Below are 21,323 nucleotides of genomic sequence, written 5' to 3' on the forward strand. Positions count from 1 at the left end.
TAGAGCATTTACTCCATTTATTTCGGTCATTTTGGCATATTCTGCATTTTTGTGATGCTTATCACTTTTATGGCAATACTAAATTTTATTCATTATCATTGCGTTATAAAAATGCATGCTTGTTTTTTCACTTGCAATTTTTTCATGAAATTTTACAAAGAAATACAAGAAAATTGCTTATTCACCCGAAACAGAACACTCAAAATTGGTTCTTTCAATGGTGCAACGCGCTTTTTTAAGTACCGTCATCATGGTGGAGTCGTAAATCCCTTGACGGGTCAAATCCATTCGGCCATCACGTAATATTTTTTGATATTTGACCCGATCTTCTTTACTTAAATTCATCTTATATTTCGCAGGAATCTCGGCTTCCATGCGTTTCACCATGGCAAAGCTTTTTGGCAGTTGTTTGACAAACCAAAGACGCGACTGCTCAGAAAATTGATCTGGAAATTTGCTGCTCCGAATCACTAAATCAGCAGTCACATTCACCACAGGGAAATTTACCATGGCGCCTTTTGTTCCTAAACCTTTATGTAGTTCTAAAGGTTTGAAGGCATAGGCTGGTGCAGCAACAATTTCAACTTCACCTTGATTAAATTTGCGGATGAAATTTGAAATTTCAGACATCACTGGAACTGCCCCAACACGATTGACCATTACTTTTTGTGCATAGTCATAATGTAAAACAGCGAATTTTTTGCCTTCAGCTTTTTCCAATGTATTAATATTTTTGTCTCGGACAAAAATATATGCTGAACCAATTTGACCGATACCAGCCACCTCATAACTGTCTTTACCAGCATTAGTCACCAGTCGTTTGGCATTACGCTTATCCAATACATAACTAATCGCTTTCTGGGCAATTTCATTATTGGGCACCCCGCCAATAGCATCGATTGATCCTGCAAATTTATTGTAGGCCCTTGCGCGCATAGATGTCATATAAAAAGCATCACATAAGCCGTCTTTAAAATCTTTATCCACTTTTGACTCGTCTTGATAAGCCAAAAGCTGAACTTGAGCACCCCAAGCTCGACTGGCGAGTGACCATTCTTCCATTAATTTGTAGGATTCACCCGCTTTGCCTAATAAATCAAACACACATACTTTTTGATTTGCATAACTTTGTGTGCTCAGCAATACAGATACAGCAGATAAAATCAAAAATCCTTTTCTCATTATCCCATTCCCATATATTCTTATTTATTCATTAAAAACAAATATTTGAAACAATTTTAAATTTTTAGTGCATTTTGAATATACATAAATGAGTATAACGTGTCACATTTTTTCAGATGGTTGCGATGCTTTGTTTTTTCTTTTGCATAGCCATCTATTAGAATAGCCGCATATTCTTCTTGTTTAGATAGTTCAATGATTCAGTTAGACCAGCTTTCCATACGTCGCGGTGGACGTGTTTTATTTGAAAAGGCATCCATGCAGTTGCATCCAGGCTGGAAAATTGGCCTAACCGGTGTCAATGGTGCAGGTAAATCCACTCTTTTTTCTGCGCTGTTAGGTGGAATGGAATCTGATGGTGGTTCACTCACCCGTCCAGCAGTATGGACTGTGGCACATATGGCGCAAGAAATTAAAGCGCTCGATATGAAAGCCATCGATTTTGTCCTTTCAGGCGATGAAGAATACTGGGACATTCAACACAAACTTGAACACCCAGAAAATTTAAAAGATGAAGAGTTGGCACATTTATATGGCCGCTTTGATGAAATTCATGGCTATACCGCGCCATCAAAAGCCTCTCAATTAATGGCTGGCCTGGGCTTTTTCGAACACCAATCTCAACTGAATGTCTCAAGTTTTTCTGGTGGTTGGCGTATGCGTTTAAATCTTGCACGTACGCTGATGAGTCGTTCAGATTTACTCTTACTCGATGAACCTACTAACCACTTAGACTTAGATGCAATTTTATGGTTGGAAGACTGGTTGAAAGCCTATGAAGGGACACTGGTTTTAATTTCACATGACCGTGATTTCCTTGATGCCATTACTGATCATATTCTTCATATTGAAAATCAAGAATTAACCTTATATACAGGTAATTATTCAACTTTTGAACGTACACGCTCAGAACGCTTAGCACAACAACAACAAGCTTATGAGAAGCAGCTCGAAACACGTGCTCATTTACAAAAGTTTATTGACCGCTTTAAAGCCAAAGCCACCAAAGCTAAACAGGCGCAAAGCCGAATCAAACAGTTAGAGCGTATGCAGGAATTATCTGCAGCACATGTCGATACTCCGTTTACCTTTAGTTTCCGTGAACCTACAAAGATGAGCTCACCGCTCTTGCAAATGGAACATGCGGACATTGGCTATGGTGACAAACTCATTGTGACCAACGTTAATCTACAAATTACGCCAAGCAGCCGAATTGGTTTATTAGGCATGAACGGTGCTGGTAAATCGACGCTGATCAAATCATTGGTGGCGGATTTAAAATTATTACAAGGTACTCGCAAAGCATCAGAATTACTAAATATCGGTTATTTTGCCCAACATCAAATGGATGCATTGGATGGTAATGCCAGCCCGATGCTGCAATTGTCACGTATCGCCGATAAAAAAATCAGTGAAGCATCGCTACGTTCCTTCTTGGGTAGTTTTGGTTTTAGTGGCGAACGTATGGACACCCCAAGTGAAGGTTTCTCTGGTGGTGAACGTGCTCGTTTAGCCTTGGCACTGATTGTATGGCAACGTCCAAACGTGCTGATTCTGGATGAACCAACCAACCACTTAGATTTAGATATGCGTCACGCCCTGACCATGGCACTACAAGACTTTGAAGGTGCAGTTGTACTGGTATCACATGAACGTCAATTAATTGCCAGTGTTTGTGATGAACTGCTGTTGGTACATAATGGAAAATGTCGTGAATTTGATGGTGACTTGGTGGCTTATGCAGACTGGCTACGTCAAGCACGCATCGACATGATGAAAAATGGCCAACAAATTGCAGCACCGATTCAATCTCAAGTTGAAGTAAAGCCAAGCATTTCAAAAGTGGATAAGGAAGCGCAGCGTAAAGAAGCTGCACGTAAACGTGAGCTGACCCGCCCTATCCGTAAAAATATTGAAAAAAATGAAATGCAAATTGGCAAAATTCAACCACGCTTAATGGAAATTGAGAGTTTGCTTGGCGATACCGCTTTATATGAAGCCAATCGCAAAGATGATCTGCTTAAACTCATGAATGAGCAAACTGAGTTGAAAGCAAAACTAGAAACCATTGAAGAGCAAATGCTTGAATTAATGATGGAATTAGAGGAAATGGAAAGCAGTTTTGAAGCTTAAAAGCTGTTCTTTCAACCCTGAGCGGCATTATTAAGTAATTCTTATCCATCGCTCAAAAATAAATCACCGTGAGAATTCAATGTTCCACGGTGATTTTTAAATTCTACTAAACAAGCAATGTTTCACATTAATTACTCTGTATCTTTCAGATAAATGAAATCTTTGTAAAACCTAGAAACCCAAATAAAAAGTGTCAAAGCGACATAAATAAATTCAAAACAGCATGATTTACAGCTCACATACGGCACAAGATATCCACAGCAGAACTTTTAAATTCAAATTCCTAATTTTAAATTCATAAAACCATTTTAAATTCAAAAAATAAAATACAGGCATTGTGGATAAATAAATTTGATATTTATTATCCACAATTATAATCAAACACCATTTTTATCGCTATTATATGTGAATATTCACACGACTTATCCACATTGGTAAAAGTTTTTTTAACTTTATCTTCTTAAATTTCTAGGTTTTTTATTTATTTTTTTCACTTTAACCAGCCGAATGTGCTGCTTTACTGGCTTTTAAAAAACGTAATTCTTGTATTTTCCAGCCTTGATGAAAATGCCAAATTTCTTGAATCTGCTGTTGATTTTCAGTCAAACCAATCAAAATTTTGCACTCTGTTTGATCGCGATTAAACTCGTATTCCTCAAACTCAACATCGGGTTTTTTCGGTTTCCACACGCCATTATTGACCGCATGTGCAATACGCTCATAACGTACATAATTCGTTTCCACCCGACCTTCTTGCTCGTATACCACTTTAAAATGCTCATCTTCATACTCAGCCAACACTGCATAATTGCCGGTAAAAAATGCATTCACCCAAATGTCTCGAATGTGTTCAAGTTGATTGTCCATAGCTGACAGACCTCTTATATTGTTGGATATTCGCTTAATTTAGACAGCTTAGCAGCAGAATAAGTCAATTTTATAAAACACAATTCGATGATAATTTAACCACCATAAATCACAATAGCATAAAAAAAAGCACTCCAAGGAGTGCTTTTTCTGATTATTCTGTAATCGAATTATGCGTCGATATCGGCATTCAATGCATTCTCTTCAATGAATGCTCGACGTGGTTCAACATCGTCACCCATCAAGCAAGAGAACATACGATCTGCTTCAATTGCATCCTGTACCGTCACCTGTAACATGTTACGGTTTTCAGGATCCATTGTAGTTTCCCAAAGCTGTTCAGCGTTCATTTCACCCAAACCTTTATAGCGCTGAATCATCATGCCACGGCGTGAGTCTTGTAAAATGTTTTGCCAAACTTGATGGAAACTGCTAACCGCTATTTTACGCTCGCCTTTTTGCAAGTAAGCGCCATCTTCAAGCAAAGTAAACCAGCTCTTTGCATTCTTCAACAGACGTGCATATTCACCTGAGCCTAAAAGGCCTGAATCAAGTAAATAATGGTGCGGCAAGTTGTGCACGTAAATGGTAATGCGTGGGAAATATGTCGCAGACTTTTGACCTTCAGCATTTTCATGCTCAAAAGTTTCAATTGACAGTTCTGGACGCAAACTTGGTTGAGTTTTCTCAATATTGGCACGCAATAGCTCGCCCCAAGTTTGTACATAGTCTTGATTATTGGCTTGATCTAACTTAAATCCTTCAACCGTCAACAATCCATCTAACACGCTTGCAGGGTAACGCACGGTTAAACGATGTAAACTTTTTTGCGAGGTTTGATAATCTGCAATCACGCCTGCTAAAGCTTCACCACGAATAGCTGGCGCATCCGCACTCACGTGTAACTCAAGCTCATCAATTGCATTCGAGATGAGGTAAGTTTCAAGTGCATCGTTGTCTTTAATGTATTGCTCTTGTTTGCCTTTTTTCAGCTTATACAATGGTGGCTGTGCAATATAAATATAACCACGTTCAACCAGCTCTGGCATTTGACGGAAGAAGAAAGTTAGCAACAGGGTACGAATGTGCGAACCATCGACGTCGGCATCGGTCATGATGATAATTTTGTGATAACGCAGTTTATCTGGATTATATTCTTCACGACCAATACCACAGCCCAATGCTGTGATCAGCGTGCCGACTTCTTGAGATGAAATCATCTTATCGAAACGAGCACGTTCCACGTTTAAAATCTTACCTTTTAATGGCAGAATCGCTTGCATCTTACGGTTACGGCCTTGTTTTGCAGAACCGCCCGCAGAGTCACCTTCGACTAAATAAAGTTCAGAAAGTGCTGGGTCTTTTTCCTGACAATCTGCCAATTTACCTGGTAAACCAGCAATATCAAGCGCACTCTTACGACGTGTCATTTCACGCGCTTTACGTGCTGCATCACGTGCACGCGCCGCATCAATAATTTTACCTGCAATTGATTTAGCCGCTTGAGGATTCTCTAAAAGATATTCCGAGAACGACTTATTCATTGCTTGCTCAACCGCAGTTTTCACTTCACTCGAAACCAATTTTTCTTTGGTTTGCGAAGAGAATTTCGGATCAGGCACTTTCACAGAAACAATCGCAGTTAAGCCTTCACGTGCATCATCACCTGAAACTGCCACTTTCTCTTTTTTGAGTAAATTTTCGCTTTCCATGTAGCTGTTTAAGCCACGCGTTAAGGCAGCACGGAAGCCAGCTAAATGCGTTCCACCATCTTTTTGCGGAATGTTGTTGGTAAAACAACGGACATTCTCTTGGTAGGTATCATTCCACTGTAGGGCAACTTCAACTCCAATCCCATTGTCCGCTTGAGTGGTGAAATGGAAGATATCGTTGAGATGTGTTTTACCTTGGTTAATGTATTTTACGAATTCAGATAAGCCGCCTTCATAGTCATACACATGTTCAAGGTTTACACGTTCATCACGTAGAACAATACGTACACCCGCGTTTAGGAATGATAATTCACGTAAACGACGTGCCAAAATATCGACATTAAAAATAGTCTGGCTAAAGGTTTCTGCACTAGGGTAGAAACGGACTGTTGTACCTGAAGTTTCAGTCACACCAGTTTCACGTAATTTATAGACAGGATCGCCATGGCGATATTCCTGCTCATAGGTCTTACCCGCACGACGAATATTTAATAGGAGCTTTTCTGATAAAGCGTTTACAACTGAAACGCCAACACCGTGAAGACCACCTGAAACCTTATAACTGTTATCGTCAAATTTACCGCCAGCATGCAGAATAGTTAAAATTACCTCTGCTGCTGAAACCCCTTCTTCAGGGTGTATATCTGTTGGGATACCACGACCGTTATCCGATACGCTTACGGACTCATCTTCATGAATAGTGACATTAATTTCATCACAATGACCTGCCAATGCTTCATCAATTGAGTTATCGACAACTTCAAACACCATGTGGTGTAGGCCTGTACCATCGTCAGTATCACCAATATACATACCCGGACGCTTACGAACTGCGTCTAAGCCACGTAATACTTTGATGCTAGAGGAATCATAAGCTTTTTCTATGGTTTGTTCTGTTTGAGAAGCAGCTTGATCTTCTGAACTCATGGTTTCTCCCTAGTGAAAAATAGGTCTATCCAAAGGTGGTATTTCATTGCACAACAGCCTGAACCGTACCATTTTCAACTTTGAATAATTGATAAGAAATAGATAAATCATGTAAGTGTTTTTGCACTGAATCATGGTCTAAAGTGGTAATAAAAACTTGACTACCAAGATGGCTTAAACGCTCAATTAATCGCTGTTGTGCGGTTAAATCTAATTCTGCTGTCAGATCATCCAATAATACCACAGTTTCCTTATTACAGGCATGTAGCATTGAAATCTGTGACAGTTTTAAAGCCATGATCAGTAACTTTTTTTGCCCGCGAGATAACACAACATCAGCGTCTCCCATCGGGGTTTTTAAGCGTAAATCTGCACGGTGTGGACCATATTCTGTATACCCCCTCTCACAATCTTTATAATGCTGATTAGTCAGATCATTCAGCAAGCCTGTTTCTGCATGAAAGCCAGCTGTGTACTCTAGCGTCACTGATAGATCCGGCAATAAAACTTTCAAGTCTTGCTCAAAATGTTTGACCCATTGCTCAACAACATGACTGCGCTGTGCATGCAATATTTCGCCGTAATCACTGAGCATAATGTTCCACGGCTCTAGGTCTGACAAACTCAAATTTCGACGCGACTTCAACAAACTATTTCGTTGCTTTAACGCACGCGCATAATATTGCCATGCATGGTAAAACTCCGGTTCCACGTGGAACATTAACCAGTCTAAAAGTTGCCGTCTGGGCTTTGCACCATGATCTATGATATCGGTACTTTGTGGGTCAATCAGTTGTAAGGGTAGCAATTTAGCAAGTTGCCCTTGCGTACCAATTAAATCACCATTGACTTTAATCAACTGTTCGCCGGACTGCATTTTTTGCATACCAATACGTTCAGAGGCGGATTGTGCAAACACCACTGCGTCAGGACTGTTATTTTGAATATAATTTTTAGGGATATGCGTCCGGAAAGAACGCCCCGTCGCTAGCAAATGAATGGCTTCTAAAACCGATGTTTTTCCTGAGCCATTTTGCCCATAAAAGACATTAAACGGCTGCAACCCAGAGAGTGCAACCGTCTTTAAATTTCGAACACGTTCTACATGTAAACGCGTGATATGCATATTAAAAAGAGACTTTAGCCTAAATTACACACGCATTGGCATCACAACATAAGTTTGATCTTGTTGTTGTGGATCTTGTACCAATACGGATTGATTTGCTTCTGTCATCGTCATCGAAACATCATCACCATCGAGTACATTCAATACTTCAAGCAAGTACTGTGCATTGAATGACATTTCCATTGGCATATCTGCATATTGAATAGCCAAATCTTCAACTGCTTCATCTTGTTCAGGGTTATTTGCACGCAATTGCAAGGTATCCGCATCAAATTTCAGGAATACACCACGTAATTTTTCATTACTCAAAATTGCAACACGTTGTAGCGATTGCTTGAAAACATCATGCGCAATACGCACATTTTTATCACCACCACGCGGAATCACACGGCGATAATCAGGGAATTTACCATCAATTAACTTAGTCGTGAAACGCACGGTAATGTCGCCTTGTTCTTTGTCACGACTCGCAATGGTAATCGTTACATTTAACAATTCACGACCGATCAACAACGATAATTGCTCATCTTCAACACTTAATAAACGCTGTAATTCACCCACTGCTTTACGTGGAACAATCGCTTGCATAGCTTGAGTTGCATTCGAGCTTGCTGCTGTTTCACACATCGCTAAACGGTGGCCATCTGTAGTGACTGCACGCAATTGATTTTCGTCAATTTCAAGTAAAGTACCAGTTAGATAAAAACGTACATCTTGTACTGCCATCGCAAATGAAGTTTTTTCAAATAAGCGTTTGAGCTCACGCTGTGTTACAGCAACTTGTGTACCTTGCGTGTTTTCAGTGGTCAGCAATGGATAATCTTCAGCAGGCAAAGTACCCAATACAAAACGGCTGTTACCTGATTTTAAAATACAGCGCTGATCTTCAGTGATTTGTAAATCAATCAATGCCGCTGAAGGCAATGATTTACAGATATCCATAAGTTTACGCGCAGGAACTGTCGTAACCCCAGCTTGTAAACATGCACCGTCTGCCAGCGGTGTGCTCGCAACCAATTCTACTTCTAGGTCAGAACCTGTAATGGTCAATGCCTGCTCAGTGACCTGCACTTTGACATTGGATAAAATATTTAAGGTATGGCGACGCTCAACCGCTCCTACGACATGTGACAGAACATTCAGTAAGCTTTCTTTCGCGATTTTTAAACGCACAATACATTCCTCTAAAACTGAAGACAGAAAAGATAAATTAATTTTTTAGCAGTGTACTATGCGGCAGAATATACCGCATTGCAAGAACAGAATTTGAACGAAAAAGCTTAACTTTGCAGCAGGCGCTGTAAGTTCTTATAGTCCTCATTGAAGATCGGATCTTCCTCACGAAGACTCTGCACTTTTTCACAAGCATGCATCACGGTACTGTGGTCACGATTACCAAATGCCATACCAATTTCAGGGAAGCTATCCCCTGTTAACTCACGTGCAAGCCCCATGGCCAATTGACGTGGCCGCGCATAGATACGGGTACGTTTTGGACCAACTATTTCCTTGAGCGGAATACGGAAATATTCACTTACGACACGCTGAATATTTTCAGTGCTGATGGTACGCGCACGAATTGCCAACACATCTTTTAAAGATTCGCGTACCACATCTAGATCGATCGGTGTTCCTTTAAAACGTGAAATTGCAACGACTTTATTTAATGCACCTTCCAACTCACGAACATTTGCTACCACTTGCTGAGCAATAAATAACGCACAGTTACGTGGTAATTCTACGTCATTGCTTTCGGCTTTTTTCAACAGAATTTCAATACGGGTTTCAATATCAGGAGGTTCCACACCTACCGACAAGCCCCAAGAAAAACGTGAAACCAAACGTGGATCGAGTTCCGTTAGTTCTTTCGGATAACGATCCGAAGTCAAAATAATTTGTTTAGATTCATCTAACAAGGCGTTAAACGTATAAAAGAACTCAACCAAACTGGCTTCTTTCCCAGCCAATAAGTGGATGTCATCAACCAAGAGCAAGTCTAATGAACGACAGTTTTTCTTGAATTCTTCCACTTTGCCTTGCTGCAGTGAGCTGACAAAATCTTGCACAAAACTTTCAGCCGTCATATACATGACCCGTGCATTCGGTTTGGCCTGTAATAATGCATTACCCACTGCTTGCATTAAGTGGGTTTTACCTAAACCTGTCGGCCCATACAAAAATAAGGGATTATGTTGTGAAGCACCGGGTTGTGTAAGTACTTTACGACAGGTTTCCGCGGCCATTTGGTTAGAGCGACCTTCCACGAACAGTGAAAAAGTAAATAACGGATTGAGTTGACGCTTACGGCTATTTTTTGAAGAGCTCTCGTCTTTTTCTTTTTTAGGACGTGATGGAGCAACAGGTGCTGGCGATTGTTCCAGGGCTGCAGTCGTGGTTGCCGGTTGCTCAGATGCAGAAAGAATTGCACCAGGCCGAGAGTCGACAAGAATTTCAACTTTACGCACCCGACCTTCAGATAACTGTTCCGCTAATATTGAAATCAGTTCTAAATGGTGCTCTTGAATATAACGTGTCCAATATGGATTGGGTGCATACAGACGTAAGGTATCGCCTGCATCTTCTGCGACCAGTGGGCGTATCCACATTGTATAGACATTTCCTGAAAGCTCTTGTCGCAAGCGAGTTAAGCAGTCTGTCCAAAGCATGTGAAACCCCTATTTCAGTCCATTGTACGAAAAAATTGTTCAGCCACCGCTAAGCGGGCAGCCATTCTAACCATCTTATCCACATCTGTCATGGTTAATTCAGTCTAAATTGCTCAAAAAAGCGCAATTCAGCTTTAAATTTAAAATATAACCCATGTGTGGATAAGTTTATCCGCAAGCTGTGGATAAAATATATTACAAAGTTATCCACAAACTGTCAAAATTATAAAAACATGGTTATTCACAACATAAGATATTGTTTTAATAATTAAAAAATAGCTTTTCCACAGAAAATATCAACACTAATAGTAATAAATTTAAATTTTAAAATTTGAATTTATATATTAGCTCGATCATTTTTGGGGATAACTCCAATCTTGTTTTAAATTCAAATTTAAATTCTTTACAACAAGGTAATACCTAGCAGCTTGTGGATAAATTTGTGAGTAAACTTGCTGATAACTTAAATATTAAATATATACAATGCTTTAGTTTGTGGGTATTTATTATTTTTCTGAAAAACCTTTTTTGAATCTTTATTTATCTTGATATAACACAGCCTCGATTTTGAAAGAAAGATTGTTTTTCATTGACAGCTCAAGCAATGAGCACTAAAATCGCGAACCTTTACTGAAAGATCATTTTGGAGTTTCACTATGAAACGTACTTTCCAACCTTCTGAGTTGAAACGTAAACGCGTTCACGGTTTCCGTGCTCGTATGGCGACTAAAGCTGGCCGTCAAGTTCTAGCGCGTCGTCGTGCAAAAGGTCGTCACAGCTTAACTGTTTAATTTCAGTTAAGACTGTAAAGACTTGGGTGTTATGACTACACTTTACGGCTATAGCACAGATGTGCGAATACACTGTGCTGCCGATTATAAAAGTGTCTTCGATGGTGCGCTTTTTAAAGTGCATCAGCCCCACTTCTTATTTCTTGCCAAAATTTCCGAACAGCCTAAAAGCCGTTTGGGTATTGTTGTTGCTAAGAAAAAAGTGCGTCGTGCACATGAAAGAAATAGAGTAAAACGACTTGCACGCGAAAGTTTTCGCCTGCATCAACAGCAGTCAAATGTATTAGATATTGTCATTATGCCGAAAATGGGTATAGAGGCGGTACCGAATGCAGAGTTGCATCAGCAATTACAATTTGCTTGGCAAAAATTACAACGCCTTGCAAATAAGCATAAAAAAATAGCTACCTCCCCACAAGCGTAGAGATGGCCAATGGTTCGTATACTGCATTGGTTAATCCGTTTCTATCAGATTGCGATTAGTCCTTTACTGGGCCCCCGCTGTCGTTATATTCCAACATGTTCTCAATATTCCTTGGAAGCAGTCCATCAACATGGAGCTGTACGTGGTGTGTGTCTGGCTGTTAAGCGTATTTGCCGCTGTCATCCTTGGGGCGGTTCGGGTTACGATCCTGTTCCTTTAAAAGCAATTCGTTTTATTTCATTTCAGCAAATAGATTCTCAAACGCATCACGTTGCTGTACCCTTTCGTGATCGTTTAATGAACCAAAATCACTCTAACCACTTGGGGTAATACATATGCAACAATGGGCCAGGATTGCAATTCTAGGGGCCATGTTTGTTGTCGCATATTTGCTCATTTTGGCTTGGCAGAAAGATTATGGAAATGCGGAACAAAAACCTCAGCAAAATGCTGCGGTGGTATCGCATGAAGTATCTGCCGATTTACCAAATGGCCAGACAGCAACAGCTGCTTCAGATGTGCCGCAAGCAAATAATGCTGCTACGCAACAAACCACAGATGCCACTGCACCTGTTAGTCAACAGCTAATTTCAGTACAAACTGACCTTTACCATTTTTGGATTAGTCCAAAAGGTGGTGATATTGTTCGTGTTGAATTACTTAATCACGACAAGAACAAAGACAGCGATGAACCGTTTGTTATGCTCGAAAGCGATGCTAAACGAACTTACGTTGCACAGTCTGGCTTGATCGGTCTCAATGGCCCAGACAGTAATCCGAAAGGTCGTCCAAGTTATGAGATTGAAAAATCATCTTATACAATGAACGATGCGAAAGCGGTTAAAGCTAAAGATGGTCAAACAGCTAAAGTTCTTTCAGTACCAATGGTTTATAAAACAGCAGATGGCGTAGAAGTAATCAAAACTTTCAGCTTTACTGAAGGTAAATACCCTGTTGTTGTAAATCATAAAATTGTGAACCGCAGTGCGCAGAACTGGCAGGGTCAGATGTTTGGTCAGCTGAAACGCGACAACTCTGAAGATCCAGGTAAGTCTGACCAAGGTATTTTCACATTGGGTACATTCCTAGGTGGTGCATGGGGTTCGCCTGATGAACATTACAACAAACTGAAATTTGCGAACTTCAATGAAGAAAAATTGAATGTTGAAGCAACTGGTGGTTGGGTTGCAATGGTTCAGCATTACTTCGTGAGTGCATGGGTTCCAGGTGAAATTAAACTGACACAAAATGGTCAGCCATACGCAGCAAAACTTGAGTCACGTAAATCTACAGATGACATGAACATTATTGGTTTCACGTCACCTGCGATTAATGTACCAGCAGGTACTGTGGCAGAAGTGGATGCAACCTTCTATTCAGGTCCAAAAATCCAATCTGAACTCAAAGATTTGGCGGTTGGTTTAAACCAAACTGTGGATTATGGTTGGTTATGGCCAATTGCGAAGCTACTGTTCTTAGGCTTGCAGTTCTTCCATGGTTTAGTTGGTAACTGGGGTTGGGCAATTATTTTATTGACCATCTTAGTAAAATTGATTCTTTGGCCGTTGTCGTCTAAGAGCTACCGCTCAATGGCGAAAATGCGTGTGATTGCACCAGAAATGCAACGTATGAAAGAAGAGTTCGGTGAAGACCGTATGCGCTTCTCTCAAGAAATGATGGCACTGTACAAACGTGAACAAGTCAACCCACTTGCGGGCTGTTTACCATTGTTACTACAAATGCCAATCTTCCTTGCATTGTATTGGGTATTGATGGAGTCTGTTGAACTTCGTCATGCACCTTGGTTGCTTTGGATTCAAGATTTGTCGGCAATGGACCCTTGGTTTATTCTGCCGTTGTTAATGGGCGCGACGATGTTCATTCAACAAATGTTGAACCCACAACCTGCCGATCCAATGCAGGCAAAAGTGTTCCGCATTATGCCGATCATTTTCACAGTATTTATGTTGTTCTTCCCTGCTGGCCTTGTGCTGTACTGGATTGTCAACAACAGTATCACTATCCTTCAACAAGGTATGATTAACAAATCTGTTGAAAAAGAACGTGCAAAACGTGATGAAGCGACTCCAGTAAACTAAGTCTTGCTGATTAGCTGAATAAATCCGCTTAAGATGGTAATCTTAGGCGGATTTTTCTTTGTCTGATGTTTGAGAATTTTTAGGTGAATTATATGCAAAACCGAACCACGATCGCAGCAATTGCCACCCCTCCAGGTCGTGGTGGTGTCGGAGTGATTCGCCTATCTGGTCCGAAGTCTTATGCGATTGCTGAGGCACTGACGCAGCAACCATTACCTAAAGCACGTTATGCAGGCTTTCGAAAGTTTAATGACGCATCAGGCGAAATTATGGATGAAGGTTTGGTGCTTTGCTTCCCGAATCCACATTCATTTACGGGTGAGGATGTGGTGGAATTGCAAGGCCATGGCGGCCCTGTGATTCAGAATGCGCTGTTAGCACGCTTGCTTGAATTAGGTGCAATTGCTGCCAAAGCGGGTGAGTTTTCCATGCGCGCTTTCGAAAATGGCAAGATGGATTTGGTGCAAGCTGAAGCAATTGCAGACTTAATTGATGCAACATCTCAAGCCGCTGCACGTTCTGCGGTGCGTTCACTACAGGGGGCATTTTCTACCAAGGTGAATGCAGTACTTGAGCAACTGATTCATTTACGTCTACATGTAGAAGCTGCGATTGATTTTCCTGAAGAAGAAATCGACTTTTTGGCAGATGGTAAGATTTTGAACCTACTTGATGGTGTCGCAAACGCTGTCACTCAAGTACAACAATCTGCGCGTCAAGGTCAGTTATTACGTGAAGGTTTACAGGTGGTGATTGCAGGAAAGCCCAACGCCGGTAAATCATCACTGTTAAATGCTTTGGCGGGTATTGATCGTGCCATTGTAACGGATATTGCGGGTACTACACGCGATGTACTGCATGAGAAAATTAGCTTAAATGGTTTACCTATTACTCTGACAGATACCGCAGGCTTACGTGAAACAGGCGATGTGGTGGAAAAAGAAGGGATACGTCGCGCCATTCAAGAAATTGAACAAGCTGACCTGTTACTTTTGGTCTATGACTTAAGCCAAGGTGAAGATCCTCTGCAATTGGCGCAGGCATATTTTGCTGATCACATCGAACCAAAACGCTTAATGCTTATTGGAAACAAATGTGATTTAACAGGTTCACAAGCTGAAATCACCGATTTCCAAGGTTTTCGTCATATCACTGTCTCAGCGAAACAAGAAACCGGTGTTCAGGCGCTCATAGATGCGATTACAGCGCATGCTGGCTTCCAACCAGAAGAAGATACCTTTATTGCGCGTACACGCCATTTAGACGCAATGAAGCGCACTCAGCTATATCTTGCTGAAGCACGTGAACAATTGGTGGTATATAACGCAGGTGAATTGGTCGCGGAGTCTTTGCGTTTAGCACAGAATGCGCTTGGCGAAATTACCGGTGATTTTAGCGCAGATGATTTGTTGGGTAAGATTTTTGGATCATTCTGTATTGGAAAGTAATTTCAATTTAAGTCAATATTCCAATAAGTTCCAATAAATTACTATATGAATTAAATAGCATTAAGTTTTAATAACTTAGTGCTTTTTTATTGCCTTATTATTCTTCCAATATGTTCAATATGCTCAACTGGTGCTATGATTTTTTAGTCACTAAGGAGTCACAGACTTTAATGTGACTATATTTTTTTATATGGTGACTAGGTTATGGCACAAGCAAAAAAGATACTTTTTTCTACTGACAGAGAAATTAAAAGTCTCAAAGCCGGTGAAAAGAGATATACAGCTAAGGATGCATTAGCGAATGGCTTGTTCCTGGATATAACAACGACTGGTGTTAAGTCGTGGTGGTATCGTTACTCTTTAAATGGAAAACAGGAAAGACTGGTTATAGGTCGTTATCCAGATTTGTCATTGAAAGATGCTAGGCAGGTTCGAGATGAGTCTGCATCATTGGTGGCCAAAGGTATTTCACCAAAGCAGAAGAAAAATAAAGTCAGCAGTACCTTATTTAGTGACTACGGTGAACGCTATCTAAATGAGGTCATCAAAAAAGACCGTAAAGACCCTTACAACATGATTTTATGTCTGAACAATGACATTTACCCAATAATGGGCCACATCCCTTTAGATCAAATCAGCATTGAAGATGTACGCCGTACAATATGGCGTAAAAAAGAACAGGGATATGATGCAGCAGCTAACCAAGTCAGAGGCTTGTTAAAGCGCATGTTTGATTATGCAATGACTTTGGGCCTTGTACCCTATAACCCTGTTTTGGCTATCCCATCACGGCACGTACACAAAGCTAAGCCTAGAGATAGATATTTAAATACAAATGAAATCCGTACTTATTACACCACCCTCTTAAATTCAAGAATCTACCGGCCTAGAAAGCTGGGCCTTTTGCTGTCATTACTGACGTTGGTTAGGAAGTCAGAGTTATTAAGAGCCAAGTGGGAACATGTGGACTTTGATAGTCGTATGTGGCTTATTCCAGAAACAAAGGCAGATAGCATGACAGGCCATAGCCGTGAAATGGTCGTCTATATGTCAGACCAAGTTATAGAGCTATTTAAGGAATTAAAAACGATTGCTGGTGATGAGCCTTATGTTTTTGTAGGTAGGAAGTCAGGTACACATATTAGCCACAACGCTTTTAATACGGCGCAAAAGGCAGCATTGGCTTTAACAGATATACCCGACTTCACCGTTCACGATTTGCGCCGTACAGCAAGCACCCATTTAAATGAGCAAGGTTTTAATAGTGATGCAATCGAGGCTTGTTTAAACCATACGGCGAAAGGTGTTAGAGGCGTATATAACAAAGCAAAATATGAGAAGGAACGTATAGAGATGATGCAAAAGTGGAGTAATTTTATTTTTGATGTGATTTATGAGCCGAACGTAATATTTTTTAACCAAAATAGAAAGATTGGCTGAATAGTTGAAAATTACTAATTATTTGTGTTTCTTTGCCTATGAAATAGCCAATTTAGGGGGATATTGGGGAACAGTAAATTTTTTAGCTGTGTTAAGGTTCGAAAAATTGAAAAGAAGAACAATGTGTTCAAAGGAATACAGCAACTTTTCAATTTTTAAAAGCGAAAAAGACCAAGTACGCCAATACTTGATCTTTTTTGTGTAGCAGGTGGTTTAGGTAACGCCAATTACCCAAAAAAGCCATCATTTTTTTAATCTTGCCGTTGTGGGCACAAAACTAGGAGAACCTAGAATGTAAAAGCAAAGATTATAGGGAGTGACTATAAAATTATAGTCACGGCTATAATATTATAGGTTTTGTAGCTATTCAGCAAATTGTGGTCCTTTAAATTTCTCTTTTATTTATGTAATTGGGAAGGGAGCGCATATCTTTGCTATTTTCATTAGTTTTAATACTTTAATATTTATACTGTTTTAATCCTCCCTTTTTATTCTTGCTCCATTCTTTCCTTCCTAGTTTGTGTTTAGGCATTTCCATATTTGGAGAATGTTTAGATGACATCATCTAATAAAAATATAGTTCAGCGTTTAATTCGCCGTAAAGAGGTCCAGGAAAAGACCGGTTTAGGCGTGTCCTCAATTTATGCTTTGATGAAAGAAGGGCTTTTCCCTAAATGCATTAATCTTTCTGAGCGCCGGGTGGCCTGGGTTGAGTCCGAGGTGGATGAGTGGGTATCTGAGCGTATTGCTTGTCATAGAGATAACAACAAGAAAGAAGGTATCTAACCATGAGTACAGATACCTTAATTCTAAATTATTTAAAACAGGGTAATTCAATTACTCAATTTGAAGCGATAGAGCTATTTCGCTGTTATCGCTTGAGTGCTGTTATTCATCGGCTTCGTGGTGCTGGATATCAAATTAAATCACATCGGCAACCTAATACGAATGGCGGTGGGGCTTTTTCCAGATATGAGCTAGATGAGGTGCTTGTATGAAGGGCATTTCTATAAACACATTTAAGACATGTTTAGTCGTGGGTATAACCTTTTTTATTGCTGTTTGCTGTGGGCGTTCAGCTTATGGGGAAGTTGTATTTATGAATATGGCCATCCCTACTACATTTCGTTTTTACAGCGTTCAGAAAATAGCTGTACCTACGGTGTGTCCTATTAACACTTGTTTTTCAAAACTTAATTGTTCTGGGGAAAATAATGTCTAATCAAAGCAATTCTATGCAAGATATTTTAGTCAAAGTTTATAGTGTTAAAGATATGCATGATTTGGCATCGTTGGCTGAGTGCGATATGCAATGGATGAATACAGCGATAGAGCATGTAAAAAAAGAACTTAAAAAACTATTGGATGAATGCGTAGTTCCAGGCCATCAATTGTCAGAGTTAATGACCCATTTAGATATGTATGAGTACATAGCATTAAGCCGTTTAGGCCATTATTCGGATAAAGCTATGGAATATGGAGCAGAAACAGACGCAAATAAAAAGGCAGAATCATTGTGAGTGAAACTGCCTTAAAGGAACCAAATAATCCTACAGAGATATTAGAGCATTGTTTATCTTTAAATCCTAGTGATGGAGAATATTCGAAGCATCCTATTATTCAGCGTTTTGGCAGTCCATTACAGCCGATCTATGTTGACCAATGCAATGTAGACATTGACGGCATTGAGTACGATAGTCCTTTGATTCTGCCTATTTATAACGGCCAATTAGAGCTTGTTCAATGTGCTGTATTACAAGATAAACAGCGTGTATCTGTCACCCCTGATGGTTTAGCTAATGGCTTTGCAAAGTATGGGGATTTTGACCCAGCTAAGCCTGTCATTATTACTTATGGCCTGGAAGCATTCTTTAAAGTGGCTCAGGCAGGTTACGCCGTGGCTTTGGTGCTATTGCCTAACCTATGCAGTAAACATCAAACAGAACTTAAGCCGTTTGATTTCGAGCAAATCCAGTTTGTGATTAATCAGCTATCACAGGTGGGTTATAAGCAACTTTACTTACCTGTCAGACCTGAACATATCCAGCTTGAAGCCTTCCAAAGCCTTGAGAAAAATACGGCAGTTCGATTGCTGAATCAGCATATCGTGATTGATGAGCAAGGGGGTAAAAGTGAGTGTCTGATCGAGCTGTATAAAGAAGATGCCTCGGAAGAAGTTGCCATTTTCTTGGATGAATCTATTAAGCGTTTACCAACTCTTAACCAATGGGCGGAATTGTTGCCATTAGCACCAATGGAAACATTACCAAATACACCTTATCCAATTCATGCCCTACCACCACTGGCAAGAGAGGCAGTTATTGCTATTGCTGAGCATGTACAAGCCCCTATTGCAATGTCTGCTCAATGTGTCATTGGTGCAATGTCCCATATTGCCCAAGTCCATGTAAATGCACCACATCCATTTAATACTCAAGGTGAACCATGCAGCCTGTATTTGTTGACCGAAGGGCAAAGCGGAAGTCGTAAAAGTACAAGCCGAAATATGGCAGATAAAGCCATTATTCAGTATGAACGTAAACAGTATGAGCAATACCGCCGTGACCTTGAACAATGGAAAAGTGGCCAGGCGTCATTAAATAAAAAGGAGCGTGAAGCATATTGCGCTGAAAATCCCCCACCCCATGACCCAAGTACGCTTTACAGTGATATTACCCTTGAATCTATTACCGGGCTGTATGTGGATGGTGTACTCAATAATGCCTCCATCTCTAGTGATGAAGCTGGTCAATTTTTTGGTGGTTACACCATGAAAGGTGACACACGTACCCAGGCCATTGGTGGATATGCCAAGTTATTTGATGATGGTTTTGTGGAGCGTACTCGGTCTAAGTCTAATTTAAATGGTAGTGGTCGAGCTTATGATGTGCGATTAACCTTTAATCTTCAGGGGCAGCATGAAGTTTTAGCTGATGCGCTCAAGGACCCAGTACTAAGAGGACAAGGCTTTTTACCGAGATTCATTTTAACCATTCCTGAAAACTTGGCTGGAACACGTCTGCAAGATGCTATTTACCGATCTAAGAATGCCGATCATGACCATAGATTGATTGCCTACTGGACACGGTGCGAATATTTGCTTGATGACTGCCCAAGACCACAAGGAGAGCAAGAACTTCACAATGGGCGCTACGTCATTCCTATGAATGATGAAGCAAGGGAAATAGATGCTTCGTTCTACAACATGTTTGAGGAACTACAAGGCAAAGGTAAACGCTATGAATACCTACAGGCGTTTGCCAGTCGCGCTAGTCAATTAGCACGGCGTTTGGCTACTGTATTCGCTTATTTTGAGGGTTTACAGTGGATTGATGCCAAGACATTAACAGGAGCTTGTGAGGTCATCAAGCACTCACTGAATGAATGGGCCATGTATGCAGATATTGAGGTTAAAACTGAAAGTGATGCAGAAAAGTTGAGTAAATGGCTTATTCGGAAATGTGTGGAGTTAAAGACAAGCCGTATTTCTAAAACGCTTGCTATGAAAGGTGCGCCATCACATCTAAGAAAGGCAAAAGCATTTAACCCATGCTTAAATGAATTAATTGAATTTAATCATGCTCGATTAGTAACTATCAGTAAAGCCGCATACATTGAACTCAACCCTTTATTGCTAGAATAACTGCGTTTTTGCGATTTTAGCGTATATCCCTTGCTATAGAAGGGTTTAAGAATCACAAAGGCTTGCGATAGTGCTGCGATTGGTTGCGATTCCTTTGTGATTGATACAAGGAATCGCAAAATTGCAAACTATGGGGTATGGCGTTGCGATACTAAAAACCTTGATACATAAGGGCTATAAGAGAAAAACGCAAAGTCGCAAGGTTTCTAGGTAAATACCTAAAATTAAATTACAAAAAAGGCGAATTCTAAACATAATTATTCCCATATTTTGGGAGGGGATGGATGTAAAAAAGATACTGGCCTGGCCTAATTATGGAGATTCATTTTTAGTAATTATTCATTCCGTTCATAGTGCCAAATTTATGTTTTTTTACAAAAATATGAAATGCCGCTTATTGAAGAAGTTAAGATAAAATTATTATTAATTTCAAGAATATATTTGGATTTTTAGAGTGTAAAAAAGGCGTAATTAAACCCGGAAAGCGGCATACCGGTTTTCCCGAAAGGTCTGGTTGAAAAAGTCGCCTATAAAAATATAAATATAGTCGTATAGCTGAGTTTTCATACTGCATTTTAATGAGATAATTTGAAATAAATCAGATTTACTATTTATAAAAATGTAATGTGCAAAACACATGTTTTGAGAGGCGTAAAAAAGCACCTCTCATCGGGGTGAAGCCCGATTATGAAGTGCCTTTTATATTTTTACTTAGCCATAAATGGTCAAGTAAAAAAGACGGCTCAAGATCGGGGGAAAGCCCGACTTGGTAGAGCCATTTATTAAAAAAGATAACTATAATTTTATAGGTTGTCAACTTGAAGCATGACCTATTGGGAATGGATATTCTGAGAGAGGTAAGTCA

Annotated in this window: 17 protein-coding genes; 11 read left to right on the plus strand and 6 right to left on the minus strand. The window is 40.1% G+C overall.

All coding sequences use genetic code 11. The features are described from left to right. Window positions 1-177: 177 nt before the first annotated feature. Window positions 178-1,182 (minus strand): putative solute-binding protein, encoded by a 1,005-nt coding sequence (locus A9J31_RS01805; protein WP_067761969.1) that lies wholly within the window; start codon window positions 1,180-1,182, stop codon window positions 178-180. Window positions 1,183-1,377: 195 nt separating this feature from the next. Between A9J31_RS01805 and A9J31_RS01810 the strand changes: the two genes are divergently transcribed. Continuing rightward, entirely contained in the window at window positions 1,378-3,315 is a 1,938-nt protein-coding gene (locus A9J31_RS01810) for an ATP-binding cassette domain-containing protein (RefSeq protein ID WP_067761971.1), read from the plus strand. Between the two features lie 495 nt (window positions 3,316-3,810). Here A9J31_RS01810 and A9J31_RS01815 read toward each other — a convergent pair whose 3' ends face one another. The 5 genes from A9J31_RS01815 to dnaA all read right to left on the minus strand — a co-directional run bounded on the left by A9J31_RS01815 (window position 3,811) and on the right by dnaA (window position 10,613). Further along, window positions 3,811-4,182, minus strand: a complete 372-nt coding sequence (locus tag A9J31_RS01815; protein ID WP_067761974.1) for a hypothetical protein — start codon at window positions 4,180-4,182, stop codon at window positions 3,811-3,813. Between the two features lie 170 nt (window positions 4,183-4,352). Next, on the minus strand, window positions 4,353-6,821 hold the full coding sequence (gene gyrB, locus A9J31_RS01820; RefSeq protein ID WP_067761976.1) for a DNA topoisomerase (ATP-hydrolyzing) subunit B: 2,469 nt from the start codon (window positions 6,819-6,821) through the stop codon (window positions 4,353-4,355). Window positions 6,822-6,864: 43 nt separating this feature from the next. Further along, window positions 6,865-7,947 carry a DNA replication/repair protein RecF gene (gene recF / locus A9J31_RS01825; RefSeq protein ID WP_067761978.1) on the minus strand — a complete coding sequence of 361 codons (1,083 nt, stop codon included), beginning with the start codon at window positions 7,945-7,947 and terminating at the stop codon, window positions 6,865-6,867. Window positions 7,948-7,971: 24 nt separating this feature from the next. Beyond that, window positions 7,972-9,120 carry a DNA polymerase III subunit beta gene (gene dnaN, locus A9J31_RS01830; protein ID WP_067761980.1) on the minus strand — a complete coding sequence of 383 codons (1,149 nt, stop codon included), beginning with the start codon at window positions 9,118-9,120 and terminating at the stop codon, window positions 7,972-7,974. A 107-nt stretch (window positions 9,121-9,227) separates the two neighbouring features. Continuing rightward, window positions 9,228-10,613: a chromosomal replication initiator protein DnaA gene (dnaA, locus tag A9J31_RS01835; RefSeq protein ID WP_067761982.1), complete on the minus strand. Its 1,386-nt coding sequence runs from the start codon at window positions 10,611-10,613 to the stop codon at window positions 9,228-9,230. A gap of 656 nt (window positions 10,614-11,269) precedes the next feature. Between dnaA and rpmH the strand changes: the two genes are divergently transcribed. The 10 genes from rpmH (at window position 11,270) to A9J31_RS01885 (ending at window position 20,458) form a co-directional block, all read left to right on the plus strand. Beyond that, window positions 11,270-11,404, plus strand: coding sequence for a 50S ribosomal protein L34 (gene rpmH / locus A9J31_RS01840; RefSeq protein ID WP_000831329.1), 135 nt, complete (start codon window positions 11,270-11,272; stop codon window positions 11,402-11,404). 31 nt (window positions 11,405-11,435) lie between these two features. Next, window positions 11,436-11,828 carry a ribonuclease P protein component gene (gene rnpA / locus A9J31_RS01845; protein ID WP_067761984.1) on the plus strand — a complete coding sequence of 131 codons (393 nt, stop codon included), beginning with the start codon at window positions 11,436-11,438 and terminating at the stop codon, window positions 11,826-11,828. A gap of 9 nt (window positions 11,829-11,837) precedes the next feature. Continuing rightward, the gene (gene yidD / locus A9J31_RS01850) at window positions 11,838-12,158 is read left to right on the plus strand and encodes a membrane protein insertion efficiency factor YidD (protein WP_067761986.1); all 321 of its coding nucleotides are present in this window, start codon (window positions 11,838-11,840) and stop codon (window positions 12,156-12,158) included. A 5-nt stretch (window positions 12,159-12,163) separates the two neighbouring features. Further along, window positions 12,164-13,927 (plus strand): membrane protein insertase YidC, encoded by a 1,764-nt coding sequence (yidC, locus tag A9J31_RS01855; RefSeq protein ID WP_067761988.1) that lies wholly within the window; start codon window positions 12,164-12,166, stop codon window positions 13,925-13,927. Between the two features lie 92 nt (window positions 13,928-14,019). Next, window positions 14,020-15,375, plus strand: coding sequence for a tRNA uridine-5-carboxymethylaminomethyl(34) synthesis GTPase MnmE (gene mnmE / locus A9J31_RS01860; protein ID WP_067761990.1), 1,356 nt, complete (start codon window positions 14,020-14,022; stop codon window positions 15,373-15,375). A gap of 204 nt (window positions 15,376-15,579) precedes the next feature. Beyond that, window positions 15,580-16,815, plus strand: coding sequence for a tyrosine-type recombinase/integrase (locus tag A9J31_RS01865; RefSeq protein ID WP_067762000.1), 1,236 nt, complete (start codon window positions 15,580-15,582; stop codon window positions 16,813-16,815). 555 nt (window positions 16,816-17,370) lie between these two features. Next, the gene (locus A9J31_RS01870; protein ID WP_067762002.1) at window positions 17,371-17,601 is read left to right on the plus strand and encodes a helix-turn-helix transcriptional regulator; all 231 of its coding nucleotides are present in this window, start codon (window positions 17,371-17,373) and stop codon (window positions 17,599-17,601) included. A gap of 2 nt (window positions 17,602-17,603) precedes the next feature. Next, on the plus strand, window positions 17,604-17,813 hold the full coding sequence (locus A9J31_RS01875; protein WP_067762006.1) for a helix-turn-helix domain-containing protein: 210 nt from the start codon (window positions 17,604-17,606) through the stop codon (window positions 17,811-17,813). Window positions 17,814-18,029: 216 nt separating this feature from the next. After that, on the plus strand, window positions 18,030-18,335 hold the full coding sequence (locus tag A9J31_RS01880; RefSeq protein WP_067762007.1) for a hypothetical protein: 306 nt from the start codon (window positions 18,030-18,032) through the stop codon (window positions 18,333-18,335). After that, complete coding sequence (locus A9J31_RS01885) at window positions 18,332-20,458, plus strand: DUF3987 domain-containing protein (RefSeq protein ID WP_067762009.1); 2,127 nt, start codon at window positions 18,332-18,334, stop codon at window positions 20,456-20,458. Before A9J31_RS01880 ends, A9J31_RS01885 begins: the two co-directional genes overlap by 4 nt. The last annotated feature ends 865 nt before the right edge of the window (window positions 20,459-21,323 follow it).

Origin of the sequence: Acinetobacter gandensis (assembly GCF_001678755.1) — a bacterium.
GTDB lineage: Bacteria > Pseudomonadota > Gammaproteobacteria > Pseudomonadales > Moraxellaceae > Acinetobacter > Acinetobacter gandensis.